This is a genomic window from Eubacterium ramulus, from assembly GCF_003122485.1.
Taxonomy (GTDB): Bacteria; Bacillota; Clostridia; order Lachnospirales; family Lachnospiraceae; genus Eubacterium_I; species Eubacterium_I ramulus_A.
In genome coordinates, this window is sequence record NZ_JRFU01000054.1 from 23405 (window position 1) to 39964 (window position 16560).

Annotated in this window: 18 protein-coding genes; 17 read left to right on the forward strand and 1 reads right to left on the reverse strand. The window is 42.4% G+C overall.

Features of this window, described 5'->3' with window-relative positions; genetic code table 11:
* The first annotated feature begins 87 nt into the window (after positions 1-87).
* Both LG34_RS04995 and ribH read left to right on the forward strand, forming a co-directional pair.
* Positions 88-1293 (forward strand): bifunctional 3,4-dihydroxy-2-butanone-4-phosphate synthase/GTP cyclohydrolase II, encoded by a 1206-nt coding sequence (locus LG34_RS04995; RefSeq protein ID WP_109215116.1) that lies wholly within the window; start codon positions 88-90, stop codon positions 1291-1293.
* A 139-nt stretch (positions 1294-1432) separates the two neighbouring features.
* Complete coding sequence (ribH, locus tag LG34_RS05000) at positions 1433-1894, forward strand: 6,7-dimethyl-8-ribityllumazine synthase (protein WP_109215117.1); 462 nt, start codon at positions 1433-1435, stop codon at positions 1892-1894.
* Positions 1895-2166: 272 nt separating this feature from the next.
* Here ribH and LG34_RS05005 read toward each other — a convergent pair whose 3' ends face one another.
* Entirely contained in the window at positions 2167-3234 is a 1068-nt protein-coding gene (locus LG34_RS05005) for an undecaprenyldiphospho-muramoylpentapeptide beta-N-acetylglucosaminyltransferase (protein WP_109215118.1), read from the reverse strand.
* Positions 3235-3632: 398 nt separating this feature from the next.
* Between LG34_RS05005 and LG34_RS05010 the strand changes: the two genes are divergently transcribed.
* The 15 genes from LG34_RS05010 to LG34_RS05080 all read left to right on the forward strand — a co-directional run bounded on the left by LG34_RS05010 (position 3633) and on the right by LG34_RS05080 (position 15933).
* Positions 3633-3953, forward strand: coding sequence for a hypothetical protein (locus tag LG34_RS05010; protein ID WP_109215119.1), 321 nt, complete (start codon positions 3633-3635; stop codon positions 3951-3953).
* A gap of 314 nt (positions 3954-4267) precedes the next feature.
* Entirely contained in the window at positions 4268-5413 is a 1146-nt protein-coding gene (locus LG34_RS05015) for a cell wall hydrolase (RefSeq protein WP_109215120.1), read from the forward strand.
* Between the two features lie 237 nt (positions 5414-5650).
* Entirely contained in the window at positions 5651-6094 is a 444-nt protein-coding gene (locus LG34_RS05020; protein WP_177956980.1) for an NfeD family protein, read from the forward strand.
* A gap of 123 nt (positions 6095-6217) precedes the next feature.
* On the forward strand, positions 6218-7144 hold the full coding sequence (locus LG34_RS05025) for an SPFH domain-containing protein (RefSeq protein ID WP_294785539.1): 927 nt from the start codon (positions 6218-6220) through the stop codon (positions 7142-7144).
* A gap of 211 nt (positions 7145-7355) precedes the next feature.
* The gene (gene argF, locus LG34_RS05030) at positions 7356-8354 is read left to right on the forward strand and encodes an ornithine carbamoyltransferase (RefSeq protein WP_109215122.1); all 999 of its coding nucleotides are present in this window, start codon (positions 7356-7358) and stop codon (positions 8352-8354) included.
* Positions 8355-8483: 129 nt separating this feature from the next.
* Positions 8484-9473, forward strand: coding sequence for a biotin--[acetyl-CoA-carboxylase] ligase (locus LG34_RS05035; protein WP_109215123.1), 990 nt, complete (start codon positions 8484-8486; stop codon positions 9471-9473).
* A 71-nt stretch (positions 9474-9544) separates the two neighbouring features.
* Positions 9545-9877 (forward strand): DUF6145 family protein, encoded by a 333-nt coding sequence (locus LG34_RS05040; protein WP_109215124.1) that lies wholly within the window; start codon positions 9545-9547, stop codon positions 9875-9877.
* 19 nt (positions 9878-9896) lie between these two features.
* Positions 9897-10667, forward strand: a complete 771-nt coding sequence (locus LG34_RS05045) for a type III pantothenate kinase (protein WP_109215125.1) — start codon at positions 9897-9899, stop codon at positions 10665-10667.
* Positions 10668-10806: 139 nt separating this feature from the next.
* Complete coding sequence (dusB, locus tag LG34_RS05050; protein ID WP_109215126.1) at positions 10807-11781, forward strand: tRNA dihydrouridine synthase DusB; 975 nt, start codon at positions 10807-10809, stop codon at positions 11779-11781.
* Positions 11782-11999: 218 nt separating this feature from the next.
* Positions 12000-12692, forward strand: coding sequence for a hypothetical protein (locus LG34_RS05055; RefSeq protein WP_146190188.1), 693 nt, complete (start codon positions 12000-12002; stop codon positions 12690-12692).
* Positions 12693-12727: 35 nt separating this feature from the next.
* A complete protein-coding gene (gene greA, locus LG34_RS05060; RefSeq protein WP_109215128.1) occupies positions 12728-13207 on the forward strand; it encodes a transcription elongation factor GreA in 480 nt (159 codons plus the stop codon).
* Positions 13208-13226: 19 nt separating this feature from the next.
* The gene (lysS, locus tag LG34_RS05065; protein WP_109215132.1) at positions 13227-14717 is read left to right on the forward strand and encodes a lysine--tRNA ligase; all 1491 of its coding nucleotides are present in this window, start codon (positions 13227-13229) and stop codon (positions 14715-14717) included.
* Between the two features lie 239 nt (positions 14718-14956).
* Positions 14957-15178: a DUF6462 family protein gene (locus tag LG34_RS05070; protein WP_008395358.1), complete on the forward strand. Its 222-nt coding sequence runs from the start codon at positions 14957-14959 to the stop codon at positions 15176-15178.
* A gap of 8 nt (positions 15179-15186) precedes the next feature.
* Entirely contained in the window at positions 15187-15645 is a 459-nt protein-coding gene (locus LG34_RS05075; protein ID WP_008395356.1) for a DUF6462 family protein, read from the forward strand.
* Between the two features lie 3 nt (positions 15646-15648).
* Positions 15649-15933 carry a DUF6462 family protein gene (locus LG34_RS05080; RefSeq protein ID WP_005340582.1) on the forward strand — a complete coding sequence of 95 codons (285 nt, stop codon included), beginning with the start codon at positions 15649-15651 and terminating at the stop codon, positions 15931-15933.
* Positions 15934-16560 lie beyond the last annotated feature (627 nt).

Sequence of the window (16560 nt, forward strand, 5' to 3'; positions counted from 1 at the left end):
ATAAACAAGTAAATTGAAAAACAGATGATAGAAAAGTAATTAAAACTTAAATGAATGAAAGTTAAGGGAAACTTGGAGGATAAAAAAATGGCAAAAGAAATTGGAACAGTAGAAGAAGCATTACAGGATTTGAGAGACGGAAAAGTAATTTTAGTAATTGATGATCCGGAAAGAGAAAATGAAGGTGATCTGATCTGTGCGGCAGAGTTTGCAACACAGGAAAATGTAAACTTTATGGCATGCGAAGCAAAAGGTTTGATCTGTATGCCGATGAGCGGTGAGCTTTGCGATAAACTGGGACTGGATCAGATGGTAAGTGTGAATACAGATAATCATTGTACTGCATTTACCGTATCCATCGATCATGTAGACACCACAACCGGCATTTCCGCAGCAGAGCGTTCCTACACTGCATTGAAATGTGTGGAAGACGATGCAAGACCGGCAGACTTCCGCAGACCGGGTCATATGTTCCCACTGCGTGCAAAAGACGGCGGCGTACTGGTGCGTGACGGCCATACAGAGGCAACCGTTGATCTGGCAAAACTGGCAGGCTTAAAACCGTGTGGACTTTGCTGTGAGATCATGCGCGAGGACGGAACCATGATGCGTACCACAGAGCTGTTGCAGTTTGCAGAAAAACATGATCTGACCGTTATCACAATTACCGATATCATTGAGTATCGTCTTAAAAATGAGAGTCTGATCCGCCGCGAAGCAGATGCAAAACTCCCGACAAAATATGGTAACTTTGAGATTTATGGATATGAAAATATTTTAAACGGAGATCATCACGTAGCACTTGTTATGGGCGATGTGGCAGATGGTGAGCCGGTACTTTGCCGTGTACATTCCGAGTGCCTGACCGGAGATGTGTTTGGTTCCAGCCGCTGCGACTGTGGAGAACAGTTAGATGCAGCAATGAAAGCCATTGCAAAAGAAGGTAGAGGCGTATTGTTATATCTTCGCCAGGAAGGTCGTGGCATTGGTCTCATCAATAAATTAAAAGCATACGAGCTGCAGGAGCAGGGGTATGATACCGTAGAAGCAAATATCAAACTTGGTTTCCCGGCTGATATGCGTGAGTACGGAGTGGGCGCACAGATCCTGCGTGATATCGGAGCAAAACGCCTGCGTCTGCTGACAAACAACCCAACCAAGATCACAGGACTTGCAGGATATGGCATCACCATTGAGGAGCGCGTACCGATCCAGATCAAAGCACAGAAATTTGACTATTTTTACCTGAAAACCAAACAGGAAAAAATGGATCATATGACAAACTATGAATAAAATACAACCGGTAAAATGCAGGAGCATTCTTGAATGTTTGGAGAGATTTTGTAAAGTAAATACAGAGTGATAAAAGAAGTAGAAATATAAAGTAAAAATTAGAAATAAACGTAATAATTCAAATCAGGAGGATAAGAAAATGAGAGTTTTAGAAGGAAATGTAGTAGCAGAGGGAATTAAAATCGGTATTGTAGCAGCACGTTTTAACGAGTTTATCGTATCAAAACTGGTTGGCGGCGCACAGGACGCTTGTGTACGTCACGGTGTAAAAGATGAGGACATTGATCTGGCATGGGTTCCGGGTGCATTTGAGATCCCGATCGTTGCAAAGAAAATGGCAGCTTCCGGAAAATACGATGCAGTACTTTGTTTAGGAGCAGTTATCAAAGGTTCCACAAGCCACTATGATTATGTGTGCGCTGAGGTCAGCAAAGGAACTGCTATGGTTGGCCTTGAGACAGGTGTACCGACACTGTTTGGTGTATTGACAACTGACAACATTGAGCAGGCGATCGAGCGTGCAGGTACAAAAGCAGGAAACAAAGGCTATGATGTTGCTTGCTCCGCAATCGAGATGGTAAATCTGATGAAAAACATCTAATAAAAGAGTAAAAAAAAACAAGAGCAAAAGGACTATTTATAAAAAACAAGTCTTTTTGCTCTTTTGCTTTATCATTAGAGAAGCATGTATATACATGCGGCACGCAGTGCAGTGTGGCGCAAAAAATTTACAAATATCACGATGTAAATTGAGAACTTCTGCATTTTTCCTCAAGGAGCGATTGTTAGCGACTGAGGCAAAATGCAGAAGTTCGTATCAAAACATAATATCGTAAATTTTAAGCCACACAAATAAGCCACACCAAACAAGATCTAATGTTTCCGAAGTTTTTCAATCAAATCTGTGATCGTTGTAACCGCATCCATCTGATCACTGCTTTCCATTGCATGAATATAATCCTTGCGTTTTTCCCATACAGTATGAATCGCATCAGTCAGTGTCTGATCAGACAACGCTTCTTCTTCGATCACATAGCTGAATCCCTGTTTTTCAAAAGAATTTGCATTCAGAATCTGATCGCCACGACTTGCATTTTTGGATAACGGAACCAGAATATTTGGTTTACGTAATGCCAGCAATTCGCAGATAGAGTTAGCACCTGCACGGGAGATTACAAGTTCTGCAACGGCAAACATATCTGCCAGCTCTTTGTTTGCATATTCATATTGTACATAACTGGCTGTGTTATTCAGGGAAGCATCCAGATTTCCTTTTCCACACAGATGGATCACCTGATAATTTTTCAGCAGTTCCGGAAGAATACTGCGGACAGTATCGTTAATGACTTTGGAACCGGAACTTCCGCCAACTACAAGAATGACCGGTTTTTCACTGTTGAGACCAGTGTATGTATAAGCAGCTTCTTTGCTTCCGTGAAGTAGCTCTGCACGAATCGGAGAACCGGACAATACAGCTTTTCCTTCCGGCAGATGTGGAATTGTTTCCGGGAAGTTACAGCATACACGGCTTGCTGCCGGGATCGCGATACGGTTGGCAAGTCCCGGAGTAATATCAGATTCATGGATGATCGTCGGCACTTTGGCATGTTTTGCTGCCAGAACCACCGGAACACTGACAAATCCGCCTTTGGAGAATACAATATCCGGTTTTAATTTGCGCATCAGAGCTCTTGCCTGAAAATATCCCTTCATTACTTTAAATGGATCAGAGAAGTTTTTCGGATCAAAATAACGGCGCAGTTTTCCGGAAGAAATGCCGTAATACGGGATATTCTGCTGTTCGATCAGTCCTTTTTCCATGCCTGCATAAGAACCGATGTAGGAAATGTCATAACCCAGTTCTTTCAGGCGCGGAAGAAGCGCAATATTTGGTGTAACATGTCCGGCAGTACCACCGCCGGTGAGAATGATTTTTTTCATATGATGAATCCTTTCTGTTTCAGATATCTGACTTCATTTCTTACAAATATACACCTATTCCCATGGGGTGACAAGTATTTCTCTTCGTCAAAAAAGGGATTCAACACTTACAGAATTGAGCCGCCATTTCTGTAAGTGTTCAGTAATAGCAGATTTTCTTAGAAGGAGAGAATTTTCTGTTTCAGAATCATCTCTACGAGTTGATTAACTTCCGGTTTTTGATGAAAATTGATCAGTTAAGTATTAAAAACTGGAAAAATATTATAATAGGAAGAAACAGGTCGAAACTTGCGGCGAAAAGAGCCGCAAAGCCCCTTTTCTAAAGTGTATGTTTTTGTTACACTTGCTATGTAACAAAAATGTCATGAACAGGATCCATGACGGGAAGGAGGCGTGAAATGGATCGACTGATTCATTTTGCAGAAATGATATATACACAGCATACGACAGAGCTGATTCTGGGTATTCTGGGGTGTATTGTAGTACTGATGATAATCAATCTGGCAGGGGTGCGTCGATGCAGAAAACAGATCATCCGTCTGACGGAAAAATCAAAAGATGTAATGAAAATTGCCATGAGTCAGAGAGCAACAGACAGTGGCAGAGATCGTGAAAAATACATAAGAAAAGAACCGGAAACAAGTGCAAAAAGAGGACATGCTGTAACAAAGTCAGAGGAAGAATTATTTGGCAGTGTCATACAGGAAATGTTTCCGTAAATGATGTAATAAATTGCATTTTGAAAAAGATGATGGAATCCCAAAAAAGTGCACAAAAATGTGCAATTTGGTATAAAAATCATCTTTTTTCAAGGAAAAAATGGGTAAAAAGTGCACAAAAAGTGAAAAATAGGGTTGACATCCTGAAAATGAGTTGTTATAATGCGTGCAACGTTTGTGTAACAATTCTGTAACAAATTTAACAGAAATGCATAATTAGTAATTGGAATTGTAATACTAACACAAAACAAATTATAAAATCAATTAACAAATTTTTACGGGCAATTTTGTAAAGGTTTGAATCAGGAGGTCAAATGAAATTTAGAAAGGTTATTGAAAGCGGAATTATTACAGCAGCTCTGGCACTCACATCCGTCACAACAGCCGTTTCTGCAAGTGCTGCTGAGACAGGAACCACGACGGAGAGCGCTACAGTAAATGCAAATGTGGCAGACCGTGTAAGCCAGGCGGCAAGCACAGGAGTTCAGTCTGTTCAGATCATACAACAGAACGCACAGGCAGCGGCAGAAGCTGCTGAGTGGGCAGACAAAATGCTGGTAACAGTTGATAAAGACAGTTCATTGAATATACGAAAAGAAGCATCTGCGGATGCGGAAGTAGTTGGAAAATTTTATGCAGGCTCCGGTGCGGAAGTACTTGAGACCGGTGATGAATGGACCAAGGTAAAATCCGGAGACGTAGAAGGTTATGTAAATAATGCATATTGTGTATTTGGCGAAGATGCTCACACTTATGCAGAAGAAAACTGTGAGACAAAGGCAACCGCGAATGCAGATGGTATCCGTGTTCGTGAGGCATCCAACACAGATGCAAAAATTCTTGACGTCATCGATTCCGGCGCATCTCTGACAGTAAACACAGATGCAGAGGAAGTTGACGGATGGGTTTCCGTAGACTGCAACGGAACAACTGCATATGTTGCAGCAGACTATGTAGACGTTGCATTAAATATTGACGATGCCGTAAGCATGGAAGAAATCCGTGCAAGAGAAGCAGCTGCCGCTCAGAAAGCAGCACAGGAAGCAGCAGCTCAGGCAGGAAACAGCAACTCAGGCTCAGACAGTGCAGCAGTTACAACAAGCTCTGAAGCAGTCAGCGCTTCTTCCAGTGACACACAGCTTCTGGCAGCCATCATCCAGTGTGAGGCAGGCGGAGAACCGTATTCCGGTCAGCTTGCAGTTGGAGCTGTTGTCATGAACCGTGTAAAAAGCGGATCTTTCCCGAACAGCATTTCCGGTGTTATCTACCAGAGCGGTCAGTTTACACCGGCTTCCAGTGGAAAGCTTGCAAGAGTATTAAGCAGCGGAAATATCTCATCCAGTTGTTATCAGGCAGCAGCAGAAGCATTAAGTGGTGCAGATAATACAGGCGGAGCAAAATATTTCCATGCAGGAACAAGCGGATCCGGTACAGTGATCGGATCACAGATTTTCTATTAAGAAAAGCTATAGGCGGAACAATTTATGCAATTCAGGTTGGACGTGAGCGAGACCTGGTGCGTGATATTAGTCAACAGAAGTTGCTATATTCTTTTTAAGAATTACCGTGCTTTATACAGAGAGACTACAAAAATTGCCGGAAAACGGCAAGAATGTGGTCTCTCTTTTTGTGATTATTATTGTAAAACGGGAGAAAATATAGTATATTGGTGAAAACAAGGAAAAGGGGGGATCGACATGTTTTCATTATCAGCGCCAATGATATGGCTGGTTCTTCTGGTAGCATTTATCCTGCTCGAGATCGCGACCGTGGGATTGCTGACCATCTGGTTTGCAGGCGGTGCACTGGCAGCATTTTTTGTTAGCGTGGCTCAGGGTGGAGTCGCTGTACAGGTAATCGTGTTTCTGATTGTGTCGTTGGTATTGGTTCTGCTGATCCGACCACTGGCTCAGAAAAAATTCAATTCGGAGCACATTCGCACAAATGCACAGACACTGATCGGAGAAGAAGCAGTCGTAATAGAACCGATTGATAATCTTCTGTCAACCGGACGTGTGATGATACGCGGTCAGGAATGGGCAGCAAGAAGTGTGGATGAAAAGCAAAAATTCAAAAAGGATGACGTTGTAAGCGTTGTTTCTATCAGCGGGGTAAAACTGATGGTTAAGTGTCCGGAGTAATTGGGAGGCATATGTCATGTGCTACATGATGCGTATTTTGCAGTAAGAGAGTTGTGACATTCCTGAAATCCGATTACCTAAAGCAGACATATTCTTTTTGAACGTGTAAAGGAGGGCAATATAGTGATTGCAATTATTATTCTAATCGTAGTAGTTATCTTGATTCTGGCATCATGCATCAAGATTGTACCTCAGGCGAACGCATATGTTGTAGAGCGTCTGGGCGCATATCAGGGAACCTGGGAGGTTGGTATTCATTTCAAAATGCCGATCATCGACCGTGTGGCAAAAAGAGTTCTGTTAAAAGAGCAGGTTGTTGATTTCGCACCGCAGCCGGTTATTACAAAAGATAACGTTACCATGCGAATTGATACTGTCGTATTTTTCCAGATCACAGATCCGAAGCTGTTTTCCTATGGTGTGGAAAATCCGATCATGGCGATTGAAAATCTGACAGCAACAACACTGAGAAATATCATCGGTGATCTGGAGCTGGATGAGACACTTACTTCCAGAGAGACCATCAATACAAAAATGAGAGCTTCCCTGGATATCGCAACAGATCCATGGGGAATCAAAGTAAACCGTGTAGAGCTGAAAAACATCATTCCGCCGCAGGCCATTCAGGATGCGATGGAGAAACAGATGAAGGCTGAGCGTGAACGTCGTGAGGCAATCCTTCGTGCAGAAGGTGAGAAGAAATCCACCATTCTGGTTGCAGAAGGTAAGAAAGAATCTGCAATTCTGGATGCGGAGGCTGAGAAACAGGCAGCAATCCTTCGTGCAGAGGCAAAACGTGAAGCAACCGTCAAAGAAGCAGAAGGTCAGGCAGAAGCGATTCTGAAGATCCAGCAGGCAAACGCCGATGGTCTCCGCTTCCTGAAAGAGGCTTCTCCGGATGCAGCAGTTCTTCAGATCAAGAGTTTGGAGGCATTTGCAAAAGCAGCAGACGGCAAAGCAACAAAGATTATTATTCCGTCAGAAATTCAGGGTATGGCAGGACTTGCCAAATCTCTGGTAGAAGTAGCAGCAGATGTAAAAGAAAAGTAAGAATAGTAACATGGGCTGCCCGCACGGCAGCCCTGTTTTTAATCAAATCAAGCAAGTAGCGTAGGCGGATTGCGCATATCCTTTGACATGAGTTTTTACATGACAGAAGGTGTTTTACCATTTTCTGTCGAAGAAACACAGGCAAGATGCGATTTTTTACAGCAGAAAATAGAAAAAGCTGAATGATAATAAACTGAGAGGTAAAAAAGAAATGAATTTAACAGGAAAAAACTTTTTAAAATTACTGGATTTCACACCGGAAGAGATTACATATCTGATTGACTTATCCGCAGAGCTGAAAGAGAAAAAGAAAAAAGGTATTCGTCACGATGTACTGACAGGCAAAAACATTGCCCTGATTTTTGAAAAAAATAGTACACGTACCCGTTGTTCTTTTGAAGTAGCAGCCTTTGATCTTGGTATGCATACAACATTCCTTGACCCGTCTGCTTCCCAGATCGGTAAAAAAGAAAGCATTGCAGATACTGCACGCGTTCTTGGACGTATGTACGATGGTATCGAGTATCGTGGCTTCGATCAGGAGATCGTTGAGGAACTTGCAAAATATGCAGGTGTTCCGGTATGGAACGGTCTAACCAATGAGTTCCATCCGACACAGATGATCGCAGACATGCTCACCATCAAAGAGCATTTTGGACATTTAAAAGGAATTAAACTTGCGTACATGGGCGATGCCCGTTATAATATGGGAAATTCTCTGATGGTCGTATGTGCGAAACTTGGTATGCATTTTACTGCATGCACAAATAAAAAATATTTCCCGAATGAGGAATTAGTTGCTCAGTGCCGTGCCATCGCAGAGGAGACAGGTGCAACCATCACTTTGACAGAGGATGCAATGGCAGGGACCAAAGGTGCAGATGTTATCTATACAGATGTATGGGTATCCATGGGTGAGCCGGATGATGTATGGGCAAGCCGTATCGAGGAGCTGACACCATATCAGGTAAATGCAAAATTAATGGAAAATGCAGGACCGCAGGTAAAATTCATGCATTGTCTGCCGGCATTCCATGATCTGAATACAAAGATCGGAAAAGAGATCCATGACAAATTTGGTCTGGATGCAATGGAAGTAACAGATGAGGTATTCGAAAGCCCGCAGTCTATCGTGTTCGATGAGGCTGAGAACCGTATGCATACCATCAAAGCGGTTATGTATGCAACCCTTGGCGGAGCTGAGAAATAATCATCCGTATGGAGCGTATGCTCTGAATTGACCAAATATAAAAAAGTACGTTGTCTTCGTTGAGCATATCTGATTGAATATCCAATAGAAGACAAGACAGAATACGTACGGTATGAACTGTATGATAGGATGGAGAAAACTGTGAAAAAGAAAATTCTGGAACTTTTGCAGAATTGTCAGGATTTTATATCCGGACAGGAAATCAGTGAAAAATTTGGTGTATCCCGCACAGCGGTATGGAAAGCAATCCGTCAGCTAGAAGCAGAAGGATATGTGATTGAAGCAGTGAGAAACAAAGGCTATCGGTTAAAAGAAGAACCGGATCTGCTGACGGAAGAACAGCTTCAAAAATATCTGGAAACAGACTGGGCGGGACAGCATCTGGTGGTGTTTGATGAGACCGATTCTACCAACAATCAGGCAAAACGGCTGGCAGAAGAAGGTGCAGAGCACGGTCTGCTGGTGCTCAGCGATTGTCAGACTTCTGGAAAAGGACGCCGGGGACGTTCCTGGGATTCCAAAGCCGGCGAAGGTATTTTTATGACTTTGCTGTTAAAACCGGATATTCAACCGGGAAATGCTTCTATGCTGACCCTTGTGATGGCACTTGCGGTCCGGGCGGGCATTGAAGATGTGGTTGGAATTGACACACAGATCAAATGGCCGAACGATATCGTATGTGATGGCAAAAAAGTCTGTGGCATTCTGACAGAGATGAGCGCACAGATCGATTATATCAACTATATTGTGATCGGCGTGGGAATCAACGTTTCCAATGAAATTTTTCCGGAGGAAGTGGCTGCGACAGCTACCTCCCTGTATTTGCTGACGGGTGTGCGCATCAGCAGAGCAAAACTGGCTGCAAAGATTATGGCAGAGTTTGAAAAATATTATGCTCTTTATCTGAAAACACAGGATCTGTCCGGTTTGATGAATGAGTATAACAGTCATCTTATCAACCGTGGGCGCAGTGTGCGTGTGCTTGACCCGCGGCAGGAGTATACCGGCGTCGCGCAGGGAATCAATCAGAGTGGGGAGCTTCTGGTACAGACAGAAGACGGAACTGCCCATGTTTCCTCCGGTGAAGTATCCGTTCGTGGTGTGTATGGATATGTGTGATGAATGTACCTTTGTTTGCCAGAATAGACGAACTGGACAGAAGAATAGATAACAGGAGAAAATGATCATTTATGAATCAGGAAGAAGTAGTGCTGTGTGGATCCAGCGCATATACAAAAAAATATTATCTGAATTCGGATTTTCAGAAATTACCGCAGGGAATCCAGGATGAACTGAAACTGATGTGTGTATTGTATACAGAAGATGTAGGCGGTACACTTACCTTGAAATTTGATGAAGACGGAGAACTGATCTTTGAGACGGCGGCAGATGAGGGTGATTTGCTGTATGATGAGATTGGAAGTGTTCTGAAAGTGAAACAGCTGCAGAACACAAAGCAGGAATTGTTGGAATCACTGGAAATGTATTATAAAGTGACTCATCAGATAAACGTTGAAAACTAGCTAGTGGAGGACTGGAAAAATGCTTTTAACCGTAGATATCGGGAATACAAATATCACACTGGGTGTATTTGAAGGGAAAAAACTGCGTACCACATTTCGAATGACAACAATTCAGACACGTACCTCAGATGAGTACGGTATGGTGATGTGTGAGCTGCTGGAGCATAATCAGGTGAAAGTTGGAGAAATTACAGATGTCATCGTTGCATCCGTAGTACCGAACGTTATGCATTCCCTGACAAGTGCCATCATCAAATATTTTAATACAAAACCAATTATTATCGAGGCTGGCGTAAAGACCGGAATCCGTGTGACTTCCAAAAACCCACGTCAGGTAGGTGCAGACCGTATCGTGGATGCGGCAGCAGTTTATGAGCTGTATGGTGGACCGGCGATCGTGATTGATTATGGTACGGCAACTACCTTTGATCTGGTAGATTCAGATGGTACCTTTACCGCTTGTGTGATCGCACCGGGTATCCGTACTTCCGCGCAGGCGATGTGGAGTATGGCTGCCAAACTGCCGGAATTTGAGATCAAGAAACCGAAGAGCATTCTGGCGCAGGATACCATTGCATGTATGCAGGCAGGATTGGTATATGGTCAGATCGGACAGACAGAATACATTGTCAAACAGATGAAAAAAGAGTTTGGCAAGGAGAATATCAAAGTTGTGGCAACCGGCGGTCTTGGAAGAATTATTGAAAAAGAGACCAATGCCATTGATATTTATGATCCGATGCTTACCTTACAGGGCATGCGTCTGATCTTTGAAAAACAGAAAAAGTAGTTTTGGGAAAGTCTGATCTTGGAAAAGCAGAAAAAGTAATTTCAGAAAATGCAGAATCTCAGATCAGATACATTGAAAATGTAAAACAAACAAGCGTAGATACAAGGATAAATAGAAGAAAAAACGGAAAGAGTACAGTATGAATAAATTGAAAATAGGCAATGTAACCCTGGAGAACAATTTAGTACTGGCACCCATGGCAGGCGTAACAGACCTGCCATTTCGTTTGTTATGCCGCAGACAGGGTGCAGGGCTTTTGTGCATGGAGATGGTCAGCGCAAAAGCGATTTATTATAAAAATAAAAATACGGAATTACTGATGGAGATTCATCCGGAGGAACATCCGGTTTCACTGCAGTTGTTCGGATCAGATCCGGATATTCTGGCAGCTATGGCAGCGCAGATCGAGGAGCGTCCCTTTGAGATCCTTGATTTCAATATGGGCTGTCCGGTGCCAAAAGTGGTGAATAACCATGAGGGATCGGCATTGATGAAAGATCCGAAGCTGGTGGAAGAGATTCTGACCAAGATGGTAAAAGCGGTGAAAAAACCGGTGACGGTGAAAATTCGAAAAGGCTTTGATGAGGAACATGTCAATGCCGTGGAGATCGCAAAAATCGCGGAAAGCTGTGGCGTGGCGGCGATAGCGGTACATGGAAGAACCAGACAGCAGTATTATTCCGGCAAAGCGGACTGGGATATTATCCGTCAGGTAAAAGAGGCAGTATCCATTCCGGTCATCGGAAACGGTGATATTTTGTGTGCGCAGGATGTGGTTCGTATGAAAGAACAGACCGGATGTGACGGTTTTATGATCGGACGTGGTGCACAGGGAAATCCATGGATCTTCAAACAGATCCAGCATCAGCTTGAGACTGGTGAAGAGTTGCCGAAACCAAGCCGCCGGGAAGTGGCAGACATGATGCTTTTACATGCCCGTTTACAGCTTCAGATCAAGGGAGATTACATTGGGATCCGTGAGATCCGCAAACATGCCGCATGGTACACTGCCGGTTATAAAAATTCTTCCAAACTTCGCGGGAAGATCAATGAAGTGGAAAGCTATGCACAGCTGGAAGCATTGCTGGAACAGTGGCTGGCAGAAGAAGCATAGCGTAAAGTGCATGGAAAGAAATGATATGCAAGTCACAGAAATGCTGAAACAGATACGATGAAGTGGAACAGATAAAGAATCAATAGTAGAAATTTCGTTATAGATAGTAAAAAGATTATAATAACATAGACATTACAAATAGTAAAAAAATCATAATAACGACTTTTTCCACATAAACTGTAAGAAGATCAAAAACAGGAAATGTGGGAAAACAGATTATGGCAGAACAGAACTGTGCAGGAAAAGTCAGCAAAATAAAAAACTTCTTCCGAAAAATGTGGACATACCTTTGCCGTATTTTGAAAAAACGGCATAACGTGCAGGAACAACCAAATGATCCGGAACCGGAAACGACAGAAAATCCATGGATTTTTGCAACCCGCAGTATCATAGAACAGATCCTGTGGCAGAAACAGGATGTGATCCGGGAGGAAAAAGAAGAACTGGGAGGCAGACTGACCAGAAAACAGTTATATCGCGATTTCAAACCGCTGATCATTGACACGGATACGCCGGACCAGGTATTTGGCGAGGACGATGATGTGGATCAGATTTTGCGACAGTTGAGTCCGGGGTTGAATTTTCTGGAAATCTGTACGAACCGACCGGAAGATTTTGTGTCTTTTACCGTCTGGCTGGAGATGGAATACGGTCTCATGACCAGAATTTTTCCACTGGATGCGATGCGGGAGAGCCATGCAAACGTGGTACTTGACCTGGAGCGGCAGGGGATCATGTACACAGACCGTCTGATGCCAAAGGTTTTATATGTTCCTTTTTACAAGCGCCGGTGGAAGATTCATGAAACTGCCGTACAAACTGAGGAAGAGAAGATGCAAAATCTTGACATAGAAGTACCGATTGGTTATAATGTATTGATTGTGAAAGTGGATAAAACTCTTCAAAATTAATGATAAATAAAAAACGATCAGGAGGATCAACAAACATGGATAAGAAAAATCTTTTGACTTACCAGGGATTACAGAAACTGGAGAACGAATTACAGGAATTAAAAGTAGTAAAGAGAAAAGAGATCGCTCAGAAGATTAAAGAAGCGCGTGAGCAGGGTGACTTATCAGAGAACGCTGAGTACGATGCAGCAAAAGATGAGCAGCGTGATATCGAAGCACGTATTGAAGAGATCGAGAAAATCTTAAGACATGCAGAAGTTGTTGTTGAGGATGAGGTAGATCTGGACAAGATCAGCGTTGGCTGTCAGGTACGTATTCTTGACTGCGAGTTTGATGAGGAACTTGAGTATAAGATCGTTGGTTCCACTGAGGCAAACAGCCTGAAAGGCAAGATTTCAAATGAGTCTCCGGTTGGAAAAGCATTACTTGGTGCAAAAGTCGGTGAGATTGTAAATGTAGAGACACAGGCAGGTGTTTTACAGTATAAAGTACTGGAAATCCAGAGATCAAACTAAGAGAAAAGGGAGAATGAAAATGGCTGAACAAAAGAAAGGACAGGACGTAGACGTTAACCAGCTTTTGAAGGTTCGTCGCGAGAAACTGCAGGATCTTCAGGAACGTGGAAAAGATCCGTTTCAGATTACAAAATATGATGTAACACATCACAGCATGGAGATCAAAGACAATTTTGACACATTAGAAGGTCAGACTGTAACGATCGCCGGTCGTATGATGTTCAAACGTGTTATGGGAAAGGCTTCTTTCTGCAACGTACAGGATTTGCAGGGAAGCATTCAGTCTTATGTGGCACGCGATAATATCGGAGAGGAATCCTATGCGGATTTCAAAAAATATGATGTAGGTGATATCCTTGGTATCACAGGTGAAGTATTCAAGACAAAGACAGGAGAGATTTCCATCCATGCTTCTGAGGTAACTCTTCTTTCCAAGAGCTTACAGGTACTTCCGGAGAAATTCCATGGTCTGACAGATACAGATACACGTTATCGTCAGAGATACGTAGACCTGATCATGAATCCGGAAGTAAAAGATACATTCATCAAACGTTCCAAAATCATCAGCAGTATCCGTCGTTATCTGGATGGACAGGGCTTTATGGAAGTTGAGACACCGATGCTGGTATCCAACGCAGGCGGAGCCGCTGCAAGACCGTTTGAGACACATTTTAACGCATTAAACGAAGATCTGAAACTCCGTATCTCTCTGGAGCTCTATCTGAAACGTCTGATCGTAGGCGGTATGGAGCGTGTATACGAGATCGGTCGTGTATTCCGTAACGAGGGACTTGATACCCGTCACAATCCGGAATTCACTCTGATGGAGTTATATCAGGCATATACAGATTACCACGGCATGATGGATCTGACAGAGAACCTGTACCGTCATGTAGCAAAGGAAGTAACCGGATCCGAGATCCTCACATACGGTGAGCACACCATGGATCTGTCTAAACCGTTTGCACGTATCACAATGGTTGATGCTGTAAAACAGTATGCAAATGTAGACTTCAACGAGATTCATTCTACTGAGGAAGCAAAAAAAGTTGCAGACGAGCATCATATCGAATATGAGGAGCGTCATGAGAAAGGTGATATCTTAAATCTCTTCTTCGAGGAGTATGTAGAGGAGCACCTGATCCAGCCGACTTTCATCATGGATCACCCGGTAGAGATTTCTCCGTTAACAAAGAAAAAACCGGAAAATCCGGATTATGTAGAGCGTTTCGAGTTCTTCATGAACGGATGGGAGATGGCAAACGCTTATTCCGAGTTGAATGATCCGATCGATCAGAGAGAGCGTTTCGAGGCACAGGAAAAAGCATTCGCTGCCGGTGATGATGAAGCAAACCACACAGACGAAGACTTCCTGAACGCATTAAGCATCGGTATGCCGCCTACAGGTGGTATCGGATTCGGTATCGACCGTATGGTTATGATGATGACAAACAGCCCGGCAATCCGTGATGTATTACTCTTCCCGACGATGAAGAGCTTGGATAAATAAACCTAGTGTTTATGCGGGATTGAGGCATTTGAGTACGTCAAAGGACGCATTAAAAGACGTATTTTGGCATAGTCATTTACATCAGTATGAAAGAGTACACAATCTGAAAAGAATAAGACTCAATCGAATATGAACTACTAAGAGGACATTTTCTAAAGAAATTTAGAAGATGTCCTCTTTTTTGCGTTATGGAGAAAATACGTCATTTGTTATGAAGTCAAAGTGAAAGGAGCACAGCAATGGATGAATCAAAGAAAAAAGATAGATATGAGGATGCAAAAAAGTTTGTAAGATATTCAGATGGTGCAAAGATGTACAGTATGGGAATGACAAAATTTCAAGAAGTGGCTAAGGATGCCAAGGCTTGTTATAAGATTGGTCAGCTTGTACTTGTTAATACAGAAATATTGGATAAGTATCTTGAAACTTTTCATATTACAGATTCTGAGTTTTATAAGTAGGTGATGTTATGGTAAATACATTGAGTGGTTCAGTTAGTGCCTATAGAAAAGAAATTGTAAAACCAAGATTTATTCGTATTGATGAAGTAATGGCTTTATTAGATGTAACACGAGATGAGGCAATGGATATAGCATTAGCTGCTGGAGCAAGATATCAGCTTGCAAAGATTATATTAGTACATAAGGAAAGGTTGATGAAATTTATGAAACATTTTGCAAGAGTGCCTAGTTCAAACAAAATCGTAGAAAAGAAGTTTGTAAGAATTGGGGAAGCTTCAATGACATATAGCATAGGGCATCATAGATTTATTGAAATGGCTAGAGCAGCGGGTGCTGTATATAAGATTGGAACAGCTAAGGGAAATACTATATTAATAAATTTGGAAATTTTTGATGATTATATGGAGCAATTCAGAGAACCGCCAACAGAAATGAAACATCCATTGCCAAATGTGAAAGGAGACTGATGAATGAGTTACTCATATAAGTGCTATTCAGATACAAAGGATTTTATGAAAAAATTTGTCAATGCAGAGGAAGGAGCGATTATTTATGGGATAAGTAAATCTAGAATCATAGTAATTGCGAGAGAGGCAGGAGCAGTCTATAAAGTCGGTAATTCAGCATTAATCAATACGGAATTATTTGAAAAATATCTTGAACGATTCAGAGAGCCGGCAAGAGAACTGCCTAAGCATACATGGAACAAATTAAAGGAAATGACAAATACACCAAAAACTGGTGAAAATTCGTAAAAATACACCAGTGGTGTCACTTCCGTAAAATTAAAGTGCATTGTAGAATATCAATTGTCCAAGAGAGATTGGACATAACAATTGAATAATCAGTTACAGATTTGCAAAGTAGTTTGCACTGCAGAGTATCTGTAGGTAGTAAATTTACGGGGTATGTACCTGGAGGATGAAAGTCACAGCTATCATATTAGTAGTCTGATGGATCGAAAGATGAAGGGCGAGAAGCTGGATGGAAATCTGGTAAAAGGAATAGGCATGTTGCGTAAGGATAATTAACCACAGAGGGCGAGAAGTTCGTCCTTATCCTCAAAAGGCTAAAAGAGGAGATAGTGCTTCTGATAATTCAGAAGGGCGTCGTGAAACACATTTTGTGGCTCGTCTGTAACTCCCGGAGGTGAGAACACCTCTTTGTACACGGGGCGATATAGGAGTCTAGAAGACTGGCGTGTACCTACATGCTTAGCGTTAAGCATAGCCATGTAGACTATATCACTTCCAAATTCAAATTCTGTCTATATGGCAACTAATTTGAAGGAGGATAAAGTGGTGATGGGATTTAGCATAGCATTAATAATTATTGTTCTTATCGTATTGTATTCGTTAGCTAGGACGGCAGGAGAGTCGGAC

What these genes read in the sequence shown, in the direction of transcription:
- LG34_RS05045 (WP_109215125.1), top strand. Translation starts at nt 9,897, where the DNA reads ATGCTTTTAACCGTAGATATCGGGAATACAAATATCACACTGGGTGTA.
- LG34_RS05075 (WP_008395356.1), top strand. Translation starts at nt 15,187, where the DNA reads ATGGTAAATACATTGAGTGGTTCAGTTAGTGCCTATAGAAAAGAAATT.
- LG34_RS05015 (WP_109215120.1), top strand. Translation starts at nt 4,268, where the DNA reads ATGAAATTTAGAAAGGTTATTGAAAGCGGAATTATTACAGCAGCTCTG.
- LG34_RS05040 (WP_109215124.1), top strand. Translation starts at nt 9,545, where the DNA reads ATGAATCAGGAAGAAGTAGTGCTGTGTGGATCCAGCGCATATACAAAA.
- ribH (WP_109215117.1), top strand. Translation starts at nt 1,433, where the DNA reads ATGAGAGTTTTAGAAGGAAATGTAGTAGCAGAGGGAATTAAAATCGGT.
- dusB (WP_109215126.1), top strand. Translation starts at nt 10,807, where the DNA reads ATGAATAAATTGAAAATAGGCAATGTAACCCTGGAGAACAATTTAGTA.
- LG34_RS05010 (WP_109215119.1), top strand. Translation starts at nt 3,633, where the DNA reads ATGGATCGACTGATTCATTTTGCAGAAATGATATATACACAGCATACG.
- LG34_RS05020 (WP_177956980.1), top strand. Translation starts at nt 5,651, where the DNA reads ATGTTTTCATTATCAGCGCCAATGATATGGCTGGTTCTTCTGGTAGCA.
- LG34_RS05035 (WP_109215123.1), top strand. Translation starts at nt 8,484, where the DNA reads ATGGAGAAAACTGTGAAAAAGAAAATTCTGGAACTTTTGCAGAATTGT.
- LG34_RS05005 (WP_109215118.1), bottom strand. Translation starts at nt 3,234, where the DNA reads ATGAAAAAAATCATTCTCACCGGCGGTGGTACTGCCGGACATGTTACA.
- LG34_RS05080 (WP_005340582.1), top strand. Translation starts at nt 15,649, where the DNA reads ATGAGTTACTCATATAAGTGCTATTCAGATACAAAGGATTTTATGAAA.
- lysS (WP_109215132.1), top strand. Translation starts at nt 13,227, where the DNA reads ATGGCTGAACAAAAGAAAGGACAGGACGTAGACGTTAACCAGCTTTTG.
- argF (WP_109215122.1), top strand. Translation starts at nt 7,356, where the DNA reads ATGAATTTAACAGGAAAAAACTTTTTAAAATTACTGGATTTCACACCG.
- greA (WP_109215128.1), top strand. Translation starts at nt 12,728, where the DNA reads ATGGATAAGAAAAATCTTTTGACTTACCAGGGATTACAGAAACTGGAG.
- LG34_RS05070 (WP_008395358.1), top strand. Translation starts at nt 14,957, where the DNA reads ATGGATGAATCAAAGAAAAAAGATAGATATGAGGATGCAAAAAAGTTT.
- LG34_RS05055 (WP_146190188.1), top strand. Translation starts at nt 12,000, where the DNA reads ATGGCAGAACAGAACTGTGCAGGAAAAGTCAGCAAAATAAAAAACTTC.
- LG34_RS04995 (WP_109215116.1), top strand. Translation starts at nt 88, where the DNA reads ATGGCAAAAGAAATTGGAACAGTAGAAGAAGCATTACAGGATTTGAGA.